Genomic DNA, 15,111 nt, shown 5'->3' on the forward strand with positions numbered 1-15,111 from the left:
ATGGGGTTACCACAGCGCCACGCTGTAGCTGACCAACAGCCTCACTTCATCCGCGTCACGGGCGAAGTTGGAGCGGAAGGTGGCGTTGCGCAGGCGCACGGCGACGTTCTTCAACGGGCCGCTTTGTACCACGTACTTCAGTTCGGTGTTGCGTTCCCACTCTTTGCCTTCGCCACCGGCAGCACGGCTGACGTTGTCACCGCTGATGTAACGGGTCATGAAGGTCAGGCCCGGTACGCCGAGCGCGGCGAAGTTGTAGTCGTAGCGCGCCTGCCAGGAGCGTTCGTCGGCACCGGCGAAGTCGTTGATCTGGACGAAGTTGACCAGGTACGGGTCGGCGCCATCCACATACGGGAAGGCACTTTCGCCGGACAACTGCTGCCAGGCGGCGCTGACCTTGTGCCCGCCCAGGGCATAGCTGAGCATGCCGTTGACGGTGGTGTTGTCGATGTTGCCGGCCTTGGCTGCACCGGCGTCGTCGCTGATGGCAAGGCGCAGGTCGGCACCCAAGGTGCCCGGGCCCCATGGCTGGGTGGCGACCATGCCGATGAAGTGCTGGCGGTAAATATCGTCGAGCTGGGCGAAGTGGTAGCTGCCGGTGATGCGGTCGGTGAACTGGTAGTCGAGCCCGCCCAGGGCCAGGTTGTCAGCGCTGAAGCTGCCACCGAAGCGGCCGTTCTTGTTGTTCAGCGCCAGGTCTTCCCAGTTGGTGTCGTTGCGGTCCTTGGCCTTGTCCAGGCGGCCACCGGTGAAGGTCAGGCCCTTGATCTCTTTGGAGGTAAGCAGGCCGCCCTCGAAGGTTTGCGGCAGGATACGCCCGTCGTTGGGCTGCAGGGTCGGCAGTTCGGGGATCAGGGTGCCGATCTTGAGTTCAGTCTGGGAGATCTTCACCTTGCCGGTCAGGCCCAGCTTGGAGTATTCGTCGGCAGCCTTGCCGTCATCGTGGGTCGGCAGCAGGCCGCTGTCGGTACGGTCGGGGCTGGAGTCGAGCTTGATGCCGAGCATGCCCAATGCGTCCAGGCCAAAGCCCACGGTGCCATCGGTGTAGCCAGACTCGAAATTGAGGATGAAGCCCTGGGCCCATTCATCGCGCTTGGATTGCTGCGCGCTGGTGCCGTCGCGGAAGTCGCGGTTGAAGTACATGTTGCGGGTTTCGAAGGTGGCCGTGCTGTCTTCGAAGAAGGCGGCCTGGCTCATCGGGGCGACACCGGCAAGCGCGAGGGCGCTGGCGATGGCTGAGGGGCGTGCGGCAAAGGAACGGGTAGGCGCGAACGCCTGCGGCTGCAATGACAGCATCGTCGATGACTCCGTTTATTGTTCTTATTCGTTGCACCTTGCTGGTGCTTTTTTCGGCGCGAAGGGCGACCGTGGTGCGATGCTAGGCAACGAACCTTTCGCTAACCTTTCAGCGTGAAAGGTTTGTCACGAGGGGCTTCACAGGCGTGGTGACAGCGGTACACTCCGCGCCACCGCCCCACCCGAGCCGGGAGAATCCGATGCGTGTGCTACTGGTCGAAGACCACCTGCAACTGGCCGAAAGCGTGGCCCTGGCCTTGAAAAGCCATGGCCTGACCGTAGATGTGCTGCATGACGGCGTGGCTGCCGACTTGGCGCTGGCCAGTGAGGAATACGCCGTGGCCGTGTTGGATGTCGGCCTGCCGCGCATGGACGGCTTTGAGGTACTGGCGCGCTTGCGAGGCCGTGGCAAAACCTTGCCAGTGCTTATGCTGACTGCGCGCAGCGACGTCAAGGACCGGGTCCATGGCCTGAACCTGGGCGCCGACGATTATCTGGCCAAGCCGTTTGAGCTGACCGAGCTGGAAGCGCGGGTCAAGGCCTTGCTGCGCCGCAGTGTGCTCGGTGGCGAGCGACAGCAACGCTGTGGGCCGTTGGTGTATGACCTGGACACCCGGCGCTTCACCCTCGGTGATGACAACCTGACGCTGACCTCACGCGAGCAGAGTGTGCTGCAAGCGCTGATCGCCCGCCCGGGTCGGGTGATGAGCAAGGAGCAACTGGCCGCCCAGGTGTTTGGCCTGGAGGAAGAAGCCAGCCCTGACGCCATCGAAATCTACATTCACCGGCTGCGCAAGAAGCTCGACGGGCACCCCGTAGCCATCGTCACTTTCCGTGGTCTGGGTTATTTGCTTGAGCACCGCGATGCGTGACAACGGCAGCCTGCGCGGGCGCTTGCTGGGTAATTTGGCGCTGTTGCTGGTGGTGCTGATGCTGGCCAGCGGCCTTAGCGCCTACTGGAATGGCCGCGAGGCCGCCGACACCGCCTACGACCGCACCCTGCTGGCTTCGGCGAGAACCATCGCCGCGGGCCTGTCGCAGCGCGATGGTTCGTTGAGCGCGGATGTGCCTTACGTGGCGCTGGACACGTTCGCCTATGACAGTGCGGGGCGCATTTACTATCAGGTGCTGGATATCCAGCAAAGGCTGATTTCTGGCTACGAGAACCTGCCGCCACCGCCGCCTGGCACGCCGCGCACCGATGACTATCCGGCATTGGCACGGTTCTACAACGCCACTTACCTGGGCCAGGACGTTCGTGTGGTCAGCCTGCTGAAGCCGGTCAGCGAGCCGAACATGAACGGCATGGCAGAAATCCGCGTAGCCGAAACCGAGGAAGCGCGGGTGCGTATGGCCCGAGGGTTGATGGCCGATACCCTGCTGCGCCTGGGCATGCTGGCACTGGGGGCGTTGGTGATGGTGTGGTTTGCCGTGAGTGCCGCGTTGCGGCCGTTGGAGCGCCTGCGCACAGCGGTGGAGGAACGTCAGCCGGACGACTTGCGAGCGTTGCCGGTGGTACAGGTACAGCGCGAGCTGGGCCCGCTGGTGCGCGCCTTGAACCACTTTACCGAGCGCTTGCGTGGCCAGTTCGAGCGCCAGGCGCAGTTCATTGCCGACGCGGCCCACGAACTGCGAACGCCGCTGGCGGCGTTGAAGGCACGTGTCGAGCTGGGCTTGCGCTCGGCCGAGCCACAGGAGTGGCGGCAGACCTTGGAGTCTGCAGCCCAGGGCACCGACAGGCTGACCCACCTGGCCAACCAGCTACTGTCGTTGGCGCGGGTCGAGAATGGCGCACGGGCAATTGCCGAGGGCGGTGCGCAGCGTCTGGATTTGAGCCAGCTGGCCCGTGAACTGGGCATGGCCATGGCGCCATTGGCGCACAAGCGCGGGGTGTCGCTGGCGCTGGAGGCCGAGGCGCCGGTATGGCTGAAGGGGGAGCCGACGTTGCTCAATGAGTTGTTGAGCAACCTGGTGGACAATGCCTTGGCGCATACACCAGCGGGTGGCAATGTGATTTTGCGGGTAATGGCGCCGGCGGTGCTGGAAGTGGAAGACGATGGGCCTGGTATTCCCGAGGCCGAGCGCGAACGGGTGTTCGAGCGGTTCTACCGGCGAAGTGCGCAGGGCAGTGGATTAGGGCTGGCGATCGTTGGCGAGATCTGTCGGGCGCACCTGGCGCAGGTGAGCCTGCATGATGGCGAGAAGGGCGGGTTGCGGGTGCGGGTGAGTTTTATTGCGGATTGAGGGTTTGCCTGTGTCGACCCTTTCGCGGGCTCATCTGCGAAAGGGCCCTGGCAGGCTGTTACAGCTCAGCGCAACATGCTCCGCGCCTCTAGCAGTTCATCGACCTCCAGCTCGGTGCCAAACGGCAGCCCCAGATGGCGGTAAGCCGGCAGCGCAGCCAATGGCCGGTGGCGCCCGCGCTGACTGATGCAGCGGGCGATCTGCACAATGTCGATGTAATCAATCTTGTCAGTCTGGCGGTCCAGGTCATGAACCTGGCTCGGCAGGTTGACCAACTGCTCCGGAAACTCCCAGGCCTTGAGGATCTTGTCCCCCAGCACCGGCTGGAGTTGCTCGATCACGTAATGCAGGCAAACCGGGTCGGACAACAGTTCGTTGTGCTCTTCGGCATAGATGAGTACCGGCAGCGCGCCAATCTGGTTGACCAGCCCACCCAAGGTGGCCTGGTCAGGCTTCAGAGGTGTAAAGCGACGGCAGATTTCGTAGCTGATGCCCGCCACTTCCAGGCTACTGGCCCAGATATCGCGCAGTTTCTGCTCGACTGCCGGCGAGCGGGCATGGAAAATCTGCTCGATCACCAGGCCGATGGCCAGGTTGCAGCTGTAGTTGATGCCTAGCCGCGTGATGGCGGTATGCAGGTCGGTCACCTCGACCGCAGCACGCAGCAGTGGGCTGTTGACGACCTTGATCAGGCGCGCTGAAAGGGCCGCGTCGCGGCCGATCACCTTGCTCAGGGCCGCTACGCTGATCTCGTTGTCTTCCGCTGCTTCGCGGATGCTCAAGGCAACCTCGGGCAGGGTTGGCAGGACCAGGTCATCCTTTTCGATGGCGTCGAGCAATTGTGCTTGAACCAACTCGGCCAGCTTGTTCATGGGCATGTCTACCGCAGTGGTGGTGCGGCCCCGCCACAGGGGTGGGGCAGGCTGGTCAGCGCTGGATTTCCCGGTCGCGGTCCAGTTCGTAAGGCAGGGTCAGCACCTGCAGGCGCGGGCCTTCGAGGCTGCCCAGGTGCAGGTTGCCGTCTTCCACCGCCTCGGCGCTCAGCACTGCGAGCAGTTCGCAGCCGGCGCCGTTGCCGGCAGCAATGACCACTTCACCGACCGACGACCCATGGGTGGGCGAGAAGATCTCGGCGCCCGGGGCCGGAATGGCCTGCTGGTCCAGAGCCAGGCGGTACTGGCGGCGCTTGAGTTTGCCCAGGTACTGCATGCGGGCGACGATTTCCTGGCCGGTGTAGCAGCCTTTCTTGAAACTGACGCCGTCGACGGCCTGCAGGTTGATCATCTGCGGGATGAACAGTTCACGGGTCGGGCCCATGACCTGGCCGATACCTGCGCGAATCTGGCCCAGCAGCCAGTCGTTGAGCGTGCCTTCGGGCAGCACTGCGGCGAGGGCCTGGCGTACAGGCTCGGCGTCAGCCGCCGGCACCCACAGCTCAACCCGGCCGGCGGACACGGTGATCGCGATCAGCCCGTCATGGCGCACGGTACTACCGGCGGCTGCGGGCACGACAAGCCCCAGCGCCTGCAGCGCGGTGTCGCCATCTTGCAGGCCGAAGCGTGCCCATGCGGTGCTTTCGTCGGTCAGCGTGGCCTTGGAGAATACGGCGTACTTTTTCAGGTCGGCCAGTTGCGCGTCGAGCAGTTCGCTGGCCATGGCCAGCAAGTAGCCGTTGCCCTCGGGCACTATGCGGAAGCTCGACTGCATGCGCCCCTTGACCATGCAGCGGGCGCCGAGGCTGGCGTGTTCCTGGCTGAGGTAGTTGATGTTGCAGGTCAGCTGGCCTTGCAGGAACTTGCCTGCATCGGAGCCGCGGACGGCGAGGATGCCCTCGTGGGACAGGGGGCAGAAGAAAGCGGAATCGGCCATGGGTCATCGCGGTGGCTAAAGACTGGCGGCCATCATAGAACGCCGGTAACAAAATAGGTAGGTGACTAGACCAACGCCCGGTGTCGCTTCGCGCGCCGGGCTGTATACTGGCGGCCCATTCGAGGAGGGCCCCATGGTCGAACAAACTGAACTCAACCGGCTTTTCTGGCACAGCCGCCGCGGCATGCTGGAACTGGACGTACTGCTGGTGCCTTTCACCCAGGAAGTCTACCCCACCCTCAATGAGACCGACCGTGAACTGTACGTGCGTCTCTTGAGCTGCGAGGATCAGGACATGTTCGGCTGGTTCATGGAGCGCACCGAGTCCGAAGACCCGGAACTGCAGCGTATGGTCCGCATCATTCTGGACCGTGTCCAGCCCAAGTGAGTGTTTCGAGTGCCGTTGGCAAGGCTCGCGCCTGCTGCTGACGGCCTACCTGGCTTGTCAGGTACTGGCGTGGCTTGCCGTGTGGGCGAGCCCGCTGCCCGGGTGGCTGGCCTTTTCTGTTGTCGCCGCCTGTACGGCCCACGCTGGCTGGGCTATTCCCCGACGTATTCTGTTGACCCATGAGCATGCGGTTGTCGGCCTGCGCCGTGATGTGCGGGGCTGGCAGGTGTTCAGCCGTGCTTGTGGGTGGCAGTCAGTGCGCTTGTGTCGGGATAGTGTGGCTTTGCCTGGGCTGGTGGTGTTGCGCTTTGAGCGGGCGGGGCGGTGGTTGGGGCAGAGCCAGTGCGTACCGGGGGATGCGCTGGGGCCGGATGAGCATCGGCGATTGCGCGTGCGATTGAAGTTCAGCCGGCGGCGCTGGGCCGCGGTGAGCCGGGCATAGATCAGCACCGGGTCAGTTTCTTCGCAGGCTCGCCCGCTCTCACAGGTACTGCGCAAAACTGCAAGGCAGTTAAACCCCTGTGGGAGCGGTCGAGCCCGCGAAGGCCGCGACGCCGCTATCAGAGCGGGCTAAGGATGGTGTCCTTGGCCTCGTCCAGCATCCCTGGGTAATCCAGTGTGTAATGCAACCCACGGCTTTCCTTGCGCTGCATGGCGGACAGGATCATCAGCTCGGCCACTTGCGCCAGGTTGCGCAGCTCGATCAGGTCTCGGCTGACCTTGTAGTTGCTGTAGAACTCGTCGATTTCATCCAGCAGCAGGCGAATGCGGTGCTGGGCCCGCTGCAGGCGCTTGCTGGTGCGCACGATGCCGACGTAGTCCCACATGAAGCGCCGCAGTTCGTCCCAGTTGTGCGCAATGATCACGTCCTCGTCCGAGTCGGTCACCTGGCTGGCGTCCCAGCCGGGCAGGGCCTTGGGCATGGCCACTTGCCCCAGGTGCGCCTGGATGTCGGCAGCGGCGGCGCGACCGTATACGAAACATTCCAGCAGCGAGTTGCTGGCCATACGGTTGGCGCCGTGCAGGCCGGTGAAACTGGTTTCGCCGATGGCATACAAGCCAGGCACATCGGTGTGGCCGCAGTCGTCGACCATCACCCCGCCGCAGGTGTAATGCGCCGCAGGCACCACCGGGATAGGTTGACGGGTGATATCGATGCCAAAGGCCAGGCAGCGCTCGTACACGGTGGGGAAGTGGCTCTTGATGAAATCTGCGGGCTTGTGAGTGATGTCCAGGTATACGCAGTCCACGCCCAGGCGCTTCATCTCGTGGTCGATGGCGCGGGCCACGATGTCCCGTGGGGCCAGCTCTTCGCGTGGGTCGAAGCGTGGCATGAAACGTTCGCCGTTGGGCAGGCGCAGCAGGGCGCCCTCGCCGCGCAGGGCTTCGGTGATCAGGAAACTCTTGGCCTGCGGGTGATACAGGCAGGTCGGGTGGAACTGGTTGAATTCCAGGTTCGCCACTCGGCAGCCGGCCCGCCAAGCCATGGCGATACCGTCGCCGCAGGCACCATCGGGGTTGCTGGTATAGAGGTAGACCTTGGCCGCACCGCCCGTGGCCAGCACGGTGAAGCGCGCGCCGAAAGTGTCCACCTCGCCGGTGTTGCGGTCGAGCACGTAGGCGCCCAGGCAGCGTTCGCCGGGCAGGCCCAGGCGGCGTTCAGTGATCAGGTCGACTGCCACCCGCTGTTCTAGCAGCTGGATGTTCGGGCGCTGGCGAGCCTGTTCCAGCAGCGTGGTGAAAATTGCCGCGCCGGTAGCGTCGGCGGCATGGATGATGCGCCGGTGGCTATGGCCCCCTTCACGGGTGAGGTGGAACTCGAAACCGCCATCGTCGACGCTGTAGTGCTCATCGCGGGTGAAGGGCACGCCTTGCTCGATCAGCCACTGGATCGCTTCGCGGCTGTGCTCGACGGTAAAGCGCACGGCGTCTTCATGGCACAGCCCGCCGCCGGCATTGAGGGTGTCCTCGACATGCGACTGCACAGTATCGGTATTGTCCAGCACTGCAGCGACGCCGCCCTGGGCCCAGAAGGTCGAGCCGTTGGACAGGTCGCCCTTGCTCAATACGGCAACGCGAAGGTGGCTGGGGAGGTTAAGTGCCAGGCTGAGACCGGCGGCACCGCTGCCGATCACCAGGACATCATGTTGGAATTGTTGGCTCATGTCGGGACACTAGTAATCTTTGGGAGGGGCACGGCACAATGGTCACGCGCGGATGGCATTGTGAAACTATCGTTAAACGTGGCCGGGATGCCTTTATAGCAGCCCCGGGTGGCCAATTTCCATGCCACCTGCCAGGTTGCGACGACCTTTGTGGGAACTTTCCGACATGGCCGGAAATCCTATGAAGGCTGCCCGTACGCCACAATTTGCCGCGGCGACGCAGGGCGGCAGGCCTTTCCGGGCTTTACCCCTGCGTATTTGAAACCTGATTATCGACGTAGCCGGCCGTGACCGCGCCGCGTCTTCCGTGCAAGCCGACCAAGGGCTGCAGGAAACTTGCTTGGAGGGGAGAACTTTTGCGCAAAGCCCGAGTCTATGTTTGCAAGCCTGAGCGATGGCTGATGCAACGCTCCTTCGAGTTCACTGAGGAGTGTTCATGCTAACCCAGGAAGAGGATCAGCAGCTTGTCGAGCGCGTTCAGCGCGGCGACAGGCGAGCTTTCGATCTGTTGGTGTTGAAGTATCAGCACAAGATTCTCGGGTTGATCGTGCGGTTTGTCCACGATACCCACGAGGCCCAGGATGTAGCACAGGAAGCCTTCATCAAGGCCTACCGTGCGCTTGGCAACTTCCGCGGCGACAGTGCGTTTTATACGTGGCTGTACCGCATCGCCATCAACACGGCGAAGAATTACCTGGTGTCCCGTGGAAGACGGCCGCCAGACAGTGATGTGAGCTCCGAGGATGCGGAGTTTTACGACGGCGATCATGGTCTCAAGGATCTCGAGTCCCCAGAGCGCTCGTTGTTGCGGGATGAAATCGAAGGCACTGTCCATCGCACCATCCAGCAACTGCCCGAAGACCTGCGTACGGCATTGACGCTACGCGAGTTCGACGGGCTGAGTTACGAAGACATTGCCAGTGTCATGCAATGTCCGGTGGGTACCGTGCGCTCTCGAATCTTCCGCGCTCGGGAGGCCATAGATAAAGCCCTGCAGCCGTTGTTGCAGGAAACCTGAGACAGCGGCGACAGCGCCAAGAGAGGAACCGCCATGAGTCGTGAAGCTTTGCAGGAATCGCTGTCCGCGGTGATGGATAACGAAGCGGATGAACTGGAACTGCGTCGGGTGTTGAACGCCGTCGACGACGCCGAAACCCGTGCCACCTGGTCGCGTTACCAGGTTGCCCGTGCAGCCATGCACAAGGAGCTGCTGCTGCCTAACCTGGATATCGCCTCGGCGGTGTCCGCGGCGCTGGCCGACGAAGCCGTGCCAGCCAAGGTCAAGAAAGGCCCTTGGCGCAGCATTGGCCGCCTGGCGGTAGCCGCCTCGGTTACCGTCGCGGTACTGGCCGGTGTGCGTATGTACAACCAGGACGAGATCACGGGTGCAGAGCTTGCTGCCCAGCAGCCTGTCCAGCAGGGCCTGAGTGTGCCACAAGCGCAAGGCCCGGCCGTTTTGGCAGGCTATAGTGAGAGCAGTGAGCAACCGACCGGGCCGATGGCCAATGGCGTGCTGCAGAACCAGGCCGGCTGGGATCAGCGTCTGCCAGGCTACCTGCGCCAGCATGCCCAGGAATCTGCGCTCAAGGGCACTGAAACCGCATTGCCGTACGCCCGCGCCGCCAGCCTGGAAAACCGTTAAGTAAGGAGGATCATGCGCGCGCTACCTCTCCTGTCGCTGCTGATTGGCAGCTGCATGACGGTGCCAGCATTGGCGGCCAATTCTTCGCCTGAGGCGAGTGAGTGGCTGAACAAGCTGGCACAGGCCGAGCAAAAACAGAGCTATCAAGGGTCGTTCGTCTACGAACGCAACGGCAGTTTCTCCTCCCACGACATCTGGCACAGGGTCGACGACGGCAAGGTCAGCGAGCGGCTGTTGCAGCTTGATGGCGCCGCCCAGGAAATCGTGCGCGTGGATGGCAAGGTGGAGTGCGTCAGCGGGGCTTTGGCCAGCGGTGTCACGGCGCCGCCGGATACCGCACCGCGTGTGCTTGATCCGCTGAAACTGATGGGCTGGTACGATTTGAGTGTTGCAGGCAAGTCACGGGTCGCCGGGCGCGATGCCGTGATCATTGCGCTCTCGCCACGCGACCAGCATCGCTATGCATTCGAATTGCATCTGGACCGTCACTCGGGTTTGCCGCTGCGTTCGTTGATGCTCAACGACAAGGGGCAGTTGCTGGAACGCTTCCAGATGACCCGTCTCGATACCGATGATGTCCCCAGCGACGCAGACCTGCGCCCAGGTGCTGGCTGCAAGCCGGTGCAACATGTGGCCGCCGGCAGCAATGATACCGTCGCGGGTTGGCGTTCGGACTGGCTGCCACCCGGTTTCGAGCTGGTCAACAGCTCGGTACGCCGTGATCCCAAGCGCAACAGTTCGGTCAGCAGCTTGATGTATGACGACGGCCTGGCGCGTTTTTCGGTGTTCATCGAGCAAGTGAGCGATGATGGCGGCACCGACATGCGCACCCAGTTAGGCCCGACCTCGGCAGTCTCGCGTCGCCTGAACACACCCAAGGGCAAGGTGATGGTGACCGTGGTTGGCGAAATTCCGCTGGGTACGGCAGAGCGCGTTGCCCTGTCGATGCGCCCCCAGGATGCCCAGGCGCGCCAGTAATGGCGCGCTTTTGCGTGCCGAGCCAAGGTGGGCGGGTATACGGCTGAAATGAAATTAAAGCATTGTCATTTGCAATCCATCGGCAAATTTTCTATAGGTCAGGCTTTGAAGAGCCTGGCCTTTCTGCGTTGTGCAGGGGTCTTTCCAAACTACCGCTCGTTGTGACGGGAGTCGTATGTCAATACCACGCTTGAAATCCTACCTAATGATGTTCGCTGCTGTGCTGATGCTCGGCCAAGTCCTCACCGCCCAGGCCGAGGAAGCCCTGCCGGACTTCACCACCCTGGTGGAGCAGGCTTCGCCGGCGGTGGTCAACATCAGTACCAAGCAGAAGCTGCCTGACCGCCGAATCGCCGCAGGCCAGATGCCGGACCTGGAAGGCCTGCCGCCGATGTTCCGCGAGTTCTTCGAGCGCAACATGCCCCAGCAGCCGCGCTCGCCGCGCGGCGACCGCCAGCGCGAGGCGCAGTCGCTGGGCTCGGGTTTCATCATCTCCAGTGATGGCTACGTGCTCACCAATAACCATGTGGTGGCCGATGCCGACGAGATCATCGTCCGCCTGTCGGACCGTAGCGAGCTCCAGGCCAAGCTGGTGGGTACCGACCCGCGTACTGACGTGGCGCTGCTGAAGGTCGATGGCAAGAATTTGCCAACGGTGAAACTGGGTGACTCCGAGAAGCTCAAGGTGGGCGAGTGGGTACTGGCCATCGGTTCGCCGTTCGGCTTCGACCATTCGGTGACCAAAGGTATCGTCAGCGCCAAGGGCCGGACCCTGCCCAATGACACCTACGTACCGTTCATCCAGACCGACGTGGCCATCAACCCGGGTAACTCCGGCGGCCCCCTGTTCAACATGAAAGGCGAAGTGGTGGGGATCAACTCGCAGATCTTCACTCGTTCTGGCGGTTTCATGGGGCTGTCGTTCGCCATCCCGATTGACGTGGCGATTGATGTCTCCAACCAGCTGAAGAAAGACGGCAAGGTCAGCCGCGGCTGGCTGGGCGTAGTGATTCAGGAGGTCAACAAGGACCTGGCTGAATCGTTTGGCCTGGACAAGCCGGCGGGCGCCCTGGTGGCCCAGGTGCTGGAAAACGGCCCGGCAGCCAAAGGCGGCCTGCAGGTGGGCGACGTGATCCTCAGCATGAACGGCCAGCCAATTGTCATGTCCGCCGATCTGCCGCACCTGGTTGGCAGCCTCAAGGATGGCGAGAAGGCCAGGCTGGAAATCATCCGCAACGGCAAGCGCCAGAACCTGGACATCAGCGTCGGCGCACTGCCGGATGACGACGTTGAGATTGGCGCTGGCACCGAAGGCGGCGCCGAGCGCAGCAGCAACCGCCTGGGTGTATCGGTCGCCGACCTGACCGCCGAGCAGAAAAAGTCCCTGGAGCTCAAAGGTGGCGTGGTCATCAAGGAAGTGCAGGATGGCCCGGCAGCCATGATCGGCTTGCGCCCGGGTGATGTCATCAGCCATCTGAACAACCAGGCTATCGGTTCGGCGAAGGAATTCACCGAAATCGCCAAGGAACTGCCGAAGAACCGTTCTGTGTCGATGCGCGTGCTGCGTCAGGGCCGCGCCAGCTTCATCACCTTCAAGCTTGCTGAATAAGCGGTTTCGCTAGGCGAAAGGGCAGCTTCGGCTGCCCTTTTTCATGAATCTTCACAATTGCCGGAATGATTGCTGTGTACAGTCGGACAGAGGAATCTCCCATAACCCAGCAGCTTAAGGTACAATTCCCGGCTATTTTTCGGCGGGCGTCCGGCTCGCAGCCTTTTCGAGTGTTGACCCGTGAGTGATTTGAGTCATATCCGCAATTTCTCCATCATCGCCCACATCGACCATGGCAAGTCGACGCTGGCTGACCGTTTCATCCAGATGTGCGGTGGCCTGTCGGCGCGCGAGATGGAAGCCCAGGTGCTCGATTCCATGGACCTGGAGCGTGAGCGCGGTATCACCATCAAGGCCCACAGCGTCACCCTTCACTACAAGGCGCAGGACGGCAAGACCTACCAGCTGAACTTCATCGATACCCCCGGCCACGTCGACTTCACCTACGAAGTTTCGCGTTCGCTGGCGGCCTGTGAAGGGGCACTGCTGGTGGTTGACGCCGGTCAGGGCGTGGAAGCCCAGTCCGTAGCCAACTGCTACACCGCCATCGAGCAGGGCCTGGAGGTCATGCCGGTCCTGAACAAGATGGACCTGCCCCAGGCCGACCCGGACCGCGTCAAGGACGAGATCGAGAAGATCATCGGTATTGATGCCACCGACGCCGTGGCCTGCAGCGCCAAGAGCGGTATGGGCGTTGACGAGGTGCTCGAGCGCCTGGTGCACACCATCCCCGCGCCAGAAGGTGAGATCGATGCACCGCTGCAAGCGCTGATCATTGACTCCTGGTTCGACAATTACCTGGGTGTGGTCTCGCTGGTGCGTGTGCGCCAGGGCCGCGTCAAGAAAGGCGACAAGATCCTGGTCAAGTCCACCGGCAAGGTGCACCTGGTCGACAGCGTCGGTGTCTTCACCCCGAAGCACACCCAGACCGCTGATCTGAAAGCCGGCGAAGTAGGCTTCATCATCGCCAGCATCAAGGACATCCACGGTGCCCCGGTTGGCGACACCCTGACCCTGTCCTCGACCCCTGAGGTCGAGGTGTTGCCAGGCTTCAAGAAGATTCAGCCGCAGGTCTACGCTGGCCTGTTCCCGGTCAGCTCCGACGACTTCGAGGATTTCCGCGACGCTCTGCAGAAGCTGACCCTGAACGACTCCTCGCTGCAGTACATGCCGGAAAGCTCCGACGCGCTGGGCTTTGGCTTCCGTTGCGGTTTCCTGGGCATGTTGCACATGGAGATCATCCAGGAGCGCCTGGAGCGCGAATACGACCTGGACCTGATCACCACCGCACCCAGCGTGATCTATGAGCTGGAGTTGAAAACCGGCGAAACCATCGTCGTCGACAACCCGTCCAAGCTGCCGGACGTCTCGGCTGTAGCCGACTTCCGCGAGCCGATCGTCACCGCGACCATCCTGGTTCCGCAGGAGCACCTGGGCAACGTCATCACCCTGTGCATCGAGAAGCGTGGCGTACAGCGCGACATGCAGTTCCTCGGCAGCCAGGTGCAGGTGCGTTACGACATGCCGATGAACGAAGTGGTGCTCGATTTCTTCGACCGCCTCAAATCCACCAGCCGCGGCTATGCTTCGCTGGATTATCATTTCGATCGCTACCAGTCGGCCAACCTGGTCAAGCTGGACGTACTGATCAATGGCGACAAGGTCGATGCCCTGGCATTGATCGTGCACCGCGACAACGCGGCCTACAAAGGCCGTGCGTTGACCGAGAAGATGAAGGAACTGATCCCTCGGCAGATGTTCGACGTAGCGATCCAGGCAGCCATTGGCGGCCAGATCATTGCGCGGACAACCGTCAAGGCGCTCAGAAAGAACGTACTGGCCAAGTGCTACGGCGGTGACGTCAGCCGTAAGAAGAAGCTGCTGGAGAAGCAGAAGGCCGGTAAGAAACGCATGAAACAGGTGGGCAATGTGGAAATTCCACAAGAAGCCTTCCTCGCCGTGCTCAGGTTGGATAGCTAGGTCCTATGTCGCTAAATTTCCCGCTGTTGCTAGTCATCGCCGTCTTCATCTGCGGTCTGCTGGGCTTGATCGACCTGCTGTTCCTGGCCCCGCGCCGGCGTGCGGCAATCGCCAACTATCAGGGCAGCGTCAGCCAGCCTGAGATGGCGGTGGTCGAACGGCTGAACAAGGAGCCGTTGCTGGTCGAGTACGGCAAGTCGTTCTTCCCGGTGCTGTTCATCGTGCTGGTGCTGCGTTCGTTCCTGGTCGAGCCGTTCCAGATCCCTTCGGGATCGATGAAACCGACCCTGGAAGTGGGCGACTTCATCCTGGTGAACAAGTTCTCGTACGGCATTCGCCTGCCGGTGATCGACAAGAAGGTCATCGAGGTCGGTGACCCGCAACGCGGGGATGTGATGGTGTTCCGCTACCCGAGCGACCCGAATGTCAACTACATCAAGCGTGTGGTTGGCCTGCCGGGCGACGTGGTCCGCTACACCAACGACAAGCGGCTGTTCGTCAACGGCCAGCCCGTTGCCGAACAACTGGTGGGCAGCGAGCCGGGTACCCTGGGCAGTGCTCAGCTGTACAAGGAAAAGCTCGGCGCGGCCGAACACCTGATCCGCAAGGAAATGAGCCGTTATCGCATGCCGCCGGACCAGCAGTGGACCGTGCCTGCGGGCCATTACTTCATGATGGGCGACAACCGCGACAACTCCAACGATAGCCGTTTCTGGGATGACCCGAACATTCCCAAGGAACTGCACGGCATGGTTCCGGACCGGAACATTGTCGGCAAGGCCTTCGCGGTGTGGATGAGCTGGCCAGAGCCCAAACTCAGCCACTTGCCCAACCTGTCGCGGGTTGGCCTGATCCATTGATACCCATCGGCGCTGTCCAGCAGACAGCGCCGAATGCATTTCTGACATAGGCTGTGTTCTCAGGGATCGGGAGATTCGCC

General features: G+C 62.3%; 14 protein-coding genes. 10 read left to right on the plus strand and 4 right to left on the minus strand.

Annotated features, from left to right (window positions below):
• Nucleotides 1–6 precede the first annotated feature (6 nt).
• A complete protein-coding gene (locus tag AA098_RS05680; protein WP_003252026.1) occupies nt 7–1,296 on the minus strand; it encodes an OprD family porin in 1,290 nt (429 codons plus the stop codon).
• 200 nt (nt 1,297–1,496) lie between these two features.
• Here AA098_RS05680 and AA098_RS05685 point away from each other — a divergent pair, with 200 nt between their 5' ends.
• Together AA098_RS05685 and AA098_RS05690 are read left to right on the plus strand one after the other, a co-directional pair.
• Complete coding sequence (locus tag AA098_RS05685) at nt 1,497–2,168, plus strand: response regulator (protein ID WP_064613924.1); 672 nt, start codon at nt 1,497–1,499, stop codon at nt 2,166–2,168.
• Entirely contained in the window at nt 2,161–3,540 is a 1,380-nt protein-coding gene (locus tag AA098_RS05690) for a sensor histidine kinase (RefSeq protein WP_003252031.1), read from the plus strand. The genes AA098_RS05685 and AA098_RS05690 overlap by 8 nt, the downstream gene beginning before the upstream one ends.
• A gap of 65 nt (nt 3,541–3,605) precedes the next feature.
• Here the strand turns inward: AA098_RS05690 and AA098_RS05695 are convergent, their stop codons facing one another.
• On the minus strand, nt 3,606–4,412 hold the full coding sequence (locus tag AA098_RS05695) for an HDOD domain-containing protein (RefSeq protein WP_004575165.1): 807 nt from the start codon (nt 4,410–4,412) through the stop codon (nt 3,606–3,608).
• Between the two features lie 55 nt (nt 4,413–4,467).
• Nucleotides 4,468–5,409, minus strand: a complete 942-nt coding sequence (locus AA098_RS05700; RefSeq protein WP_064613925.1) for a folate-binding protein YgfZ — start codon at nt 5,407–5,409, stop codon at nt 4,468–4,470.
• Between the two features lie 133 nt (nt 5,410–5,542).
• Between AA098_RS05700 and AA098_RS05705 the strand changes: the two genes are divergently transcribed.
• Both AA098_RS05705 and AA098_RS28035 read left to right on the plus strand, forming a co-directional pair.
• Nucleotides 5,543–5,797, plus strand: coding sequence for a succinate dehydrogenase assembly factor 2 (locus AA098_RS05705; RefSeq protein ID WP_003252043.1), 255 nt, complete (start codon nt 5,543–5,545; stop codon nt 5,795–5,797).
• Nucleotides 5,781–6,239 carry a protein YgfX gene (locus AA098_RS28035; RefSeq protein WP_014859160.1) on the plus strand — a complete coding sequence of 153 codons (459 nt, stop codon included), beginning with the start codon at nt 5,781–5,783 and terminating at the stop codon, nt 6,237–6,239. Before AA098_RS05705 ends, AA098_RS28035 begins: the two co-directional genes overlap by 17 nt.
• Before the next feature lie 118 nt (nt 6,240–6,357).
• On the opposite strand, the gene nadB is transcribed toward AA098_RS28035, so the two are convergent.
• Nucleotides 6,358–7,962 carry an L-aspartate oxidase gene (gene nadB, locus AA098_RS05710; protein ID WP_004575167.1) on the minus strand — a complete coding sequence of 535 codons (1,605 nt, stop codon included), beginning with the start codon at nt 7,960–7,962 and terminating at the stop codon, nt 6,358–6,360.
• A gap of 436 nt (nt 7,963–8,398) precedes the next feature.
• Between nadB and rpoE the strand changes: the two genes are divergently transcribed.
• The 6 genes from rpoE (at nt 8,399) to lepB (ending at nt 15,031) form a co-directional block, all read left to right on the plus strand.
• Nucleotides 8,399–8,980, plus strand: coding sequence for an RNA polymerase sigma factor RpoE (gene rpoE / locus AA098_RS05715; RefSeq protein ID WP_003252049.1), 582 nt, complete (start codon nt 8,399–8,401; stop codon nt 8,978–8,980).
• 33 nt (nt 8,981–9,013) lie between these two features.
• On the plus strand, nt 9,014–9,604 hold the full coding sequence (locus AA098_RS05720) for a sigma-E factor negative regulatory protein (RefSeq protein ID WP_003252050.1): 591 nt from the start codon (nt 9,014–9,016) through the stop codon (nt 9,602–9,604).
• A gap of 12 nt (nt 9,605–9,616) precedes the next feature.
• Nucleotides 9,617–10,582, plus strand: coding sequence for a MucB/RseB C-terminal domain-containing protein (locus AA098_RS05725; RefSeq protein WP_064613926.1), 966 nt, complete (start codon nt 9,617–9,619; stop codon nt 10,580–10,582).
• 205 nt (nt 10,583–10,787) lie between these two features.
• Nucleotides 10,788–12,191, plus strand: coding sequence for a DegQ family serine endoprotease (locus tag AA098_RS05730; RefSeq protein WP_003252054.1), 1,404 nt, complete (start codon nt 10,788–10,790; stop codon nt 12,189–12,191).
• A gap of 180 nt (nt 12,192–12,371) precedes the next feature.
• A complete protein-coding gene (gene lepA / locus AA098_RS05735) occupies nt 12,372–14,171 on the plus strand; it encodes a translation elongation factor 4 (protein ID WP_010952535.1) in 1,800 nt (599 codons plus the stop codon).
• 5 nt (nt 14,172–14,176) lie between these two features.
• On the plus strand, nt 14,177–15,031 hold the full coding sequence (gene lepB, locus AA098_RS05740; protein WP_003252057.1) for a signal peptidase I: 855 nt from the start codon (nt 14,177–14,179) through the stop codon (nt 15,029–15,031).
• Nucleotides 15,032–15,111 lie beyond the last annotated feature (80 nt).

Origin of the sequence: Pseudomonas sp. JY-Q (genome assembly GCF_001655295.1) — a bacterium.
GTDB classification, from domain to species: Bacteria; Pseudomonadota; Gammaproteobacteria; order Pseudomonadales; family Pseudomonadaceae; genus Aquipseudomonas; species Aquipseudomonas alloputida.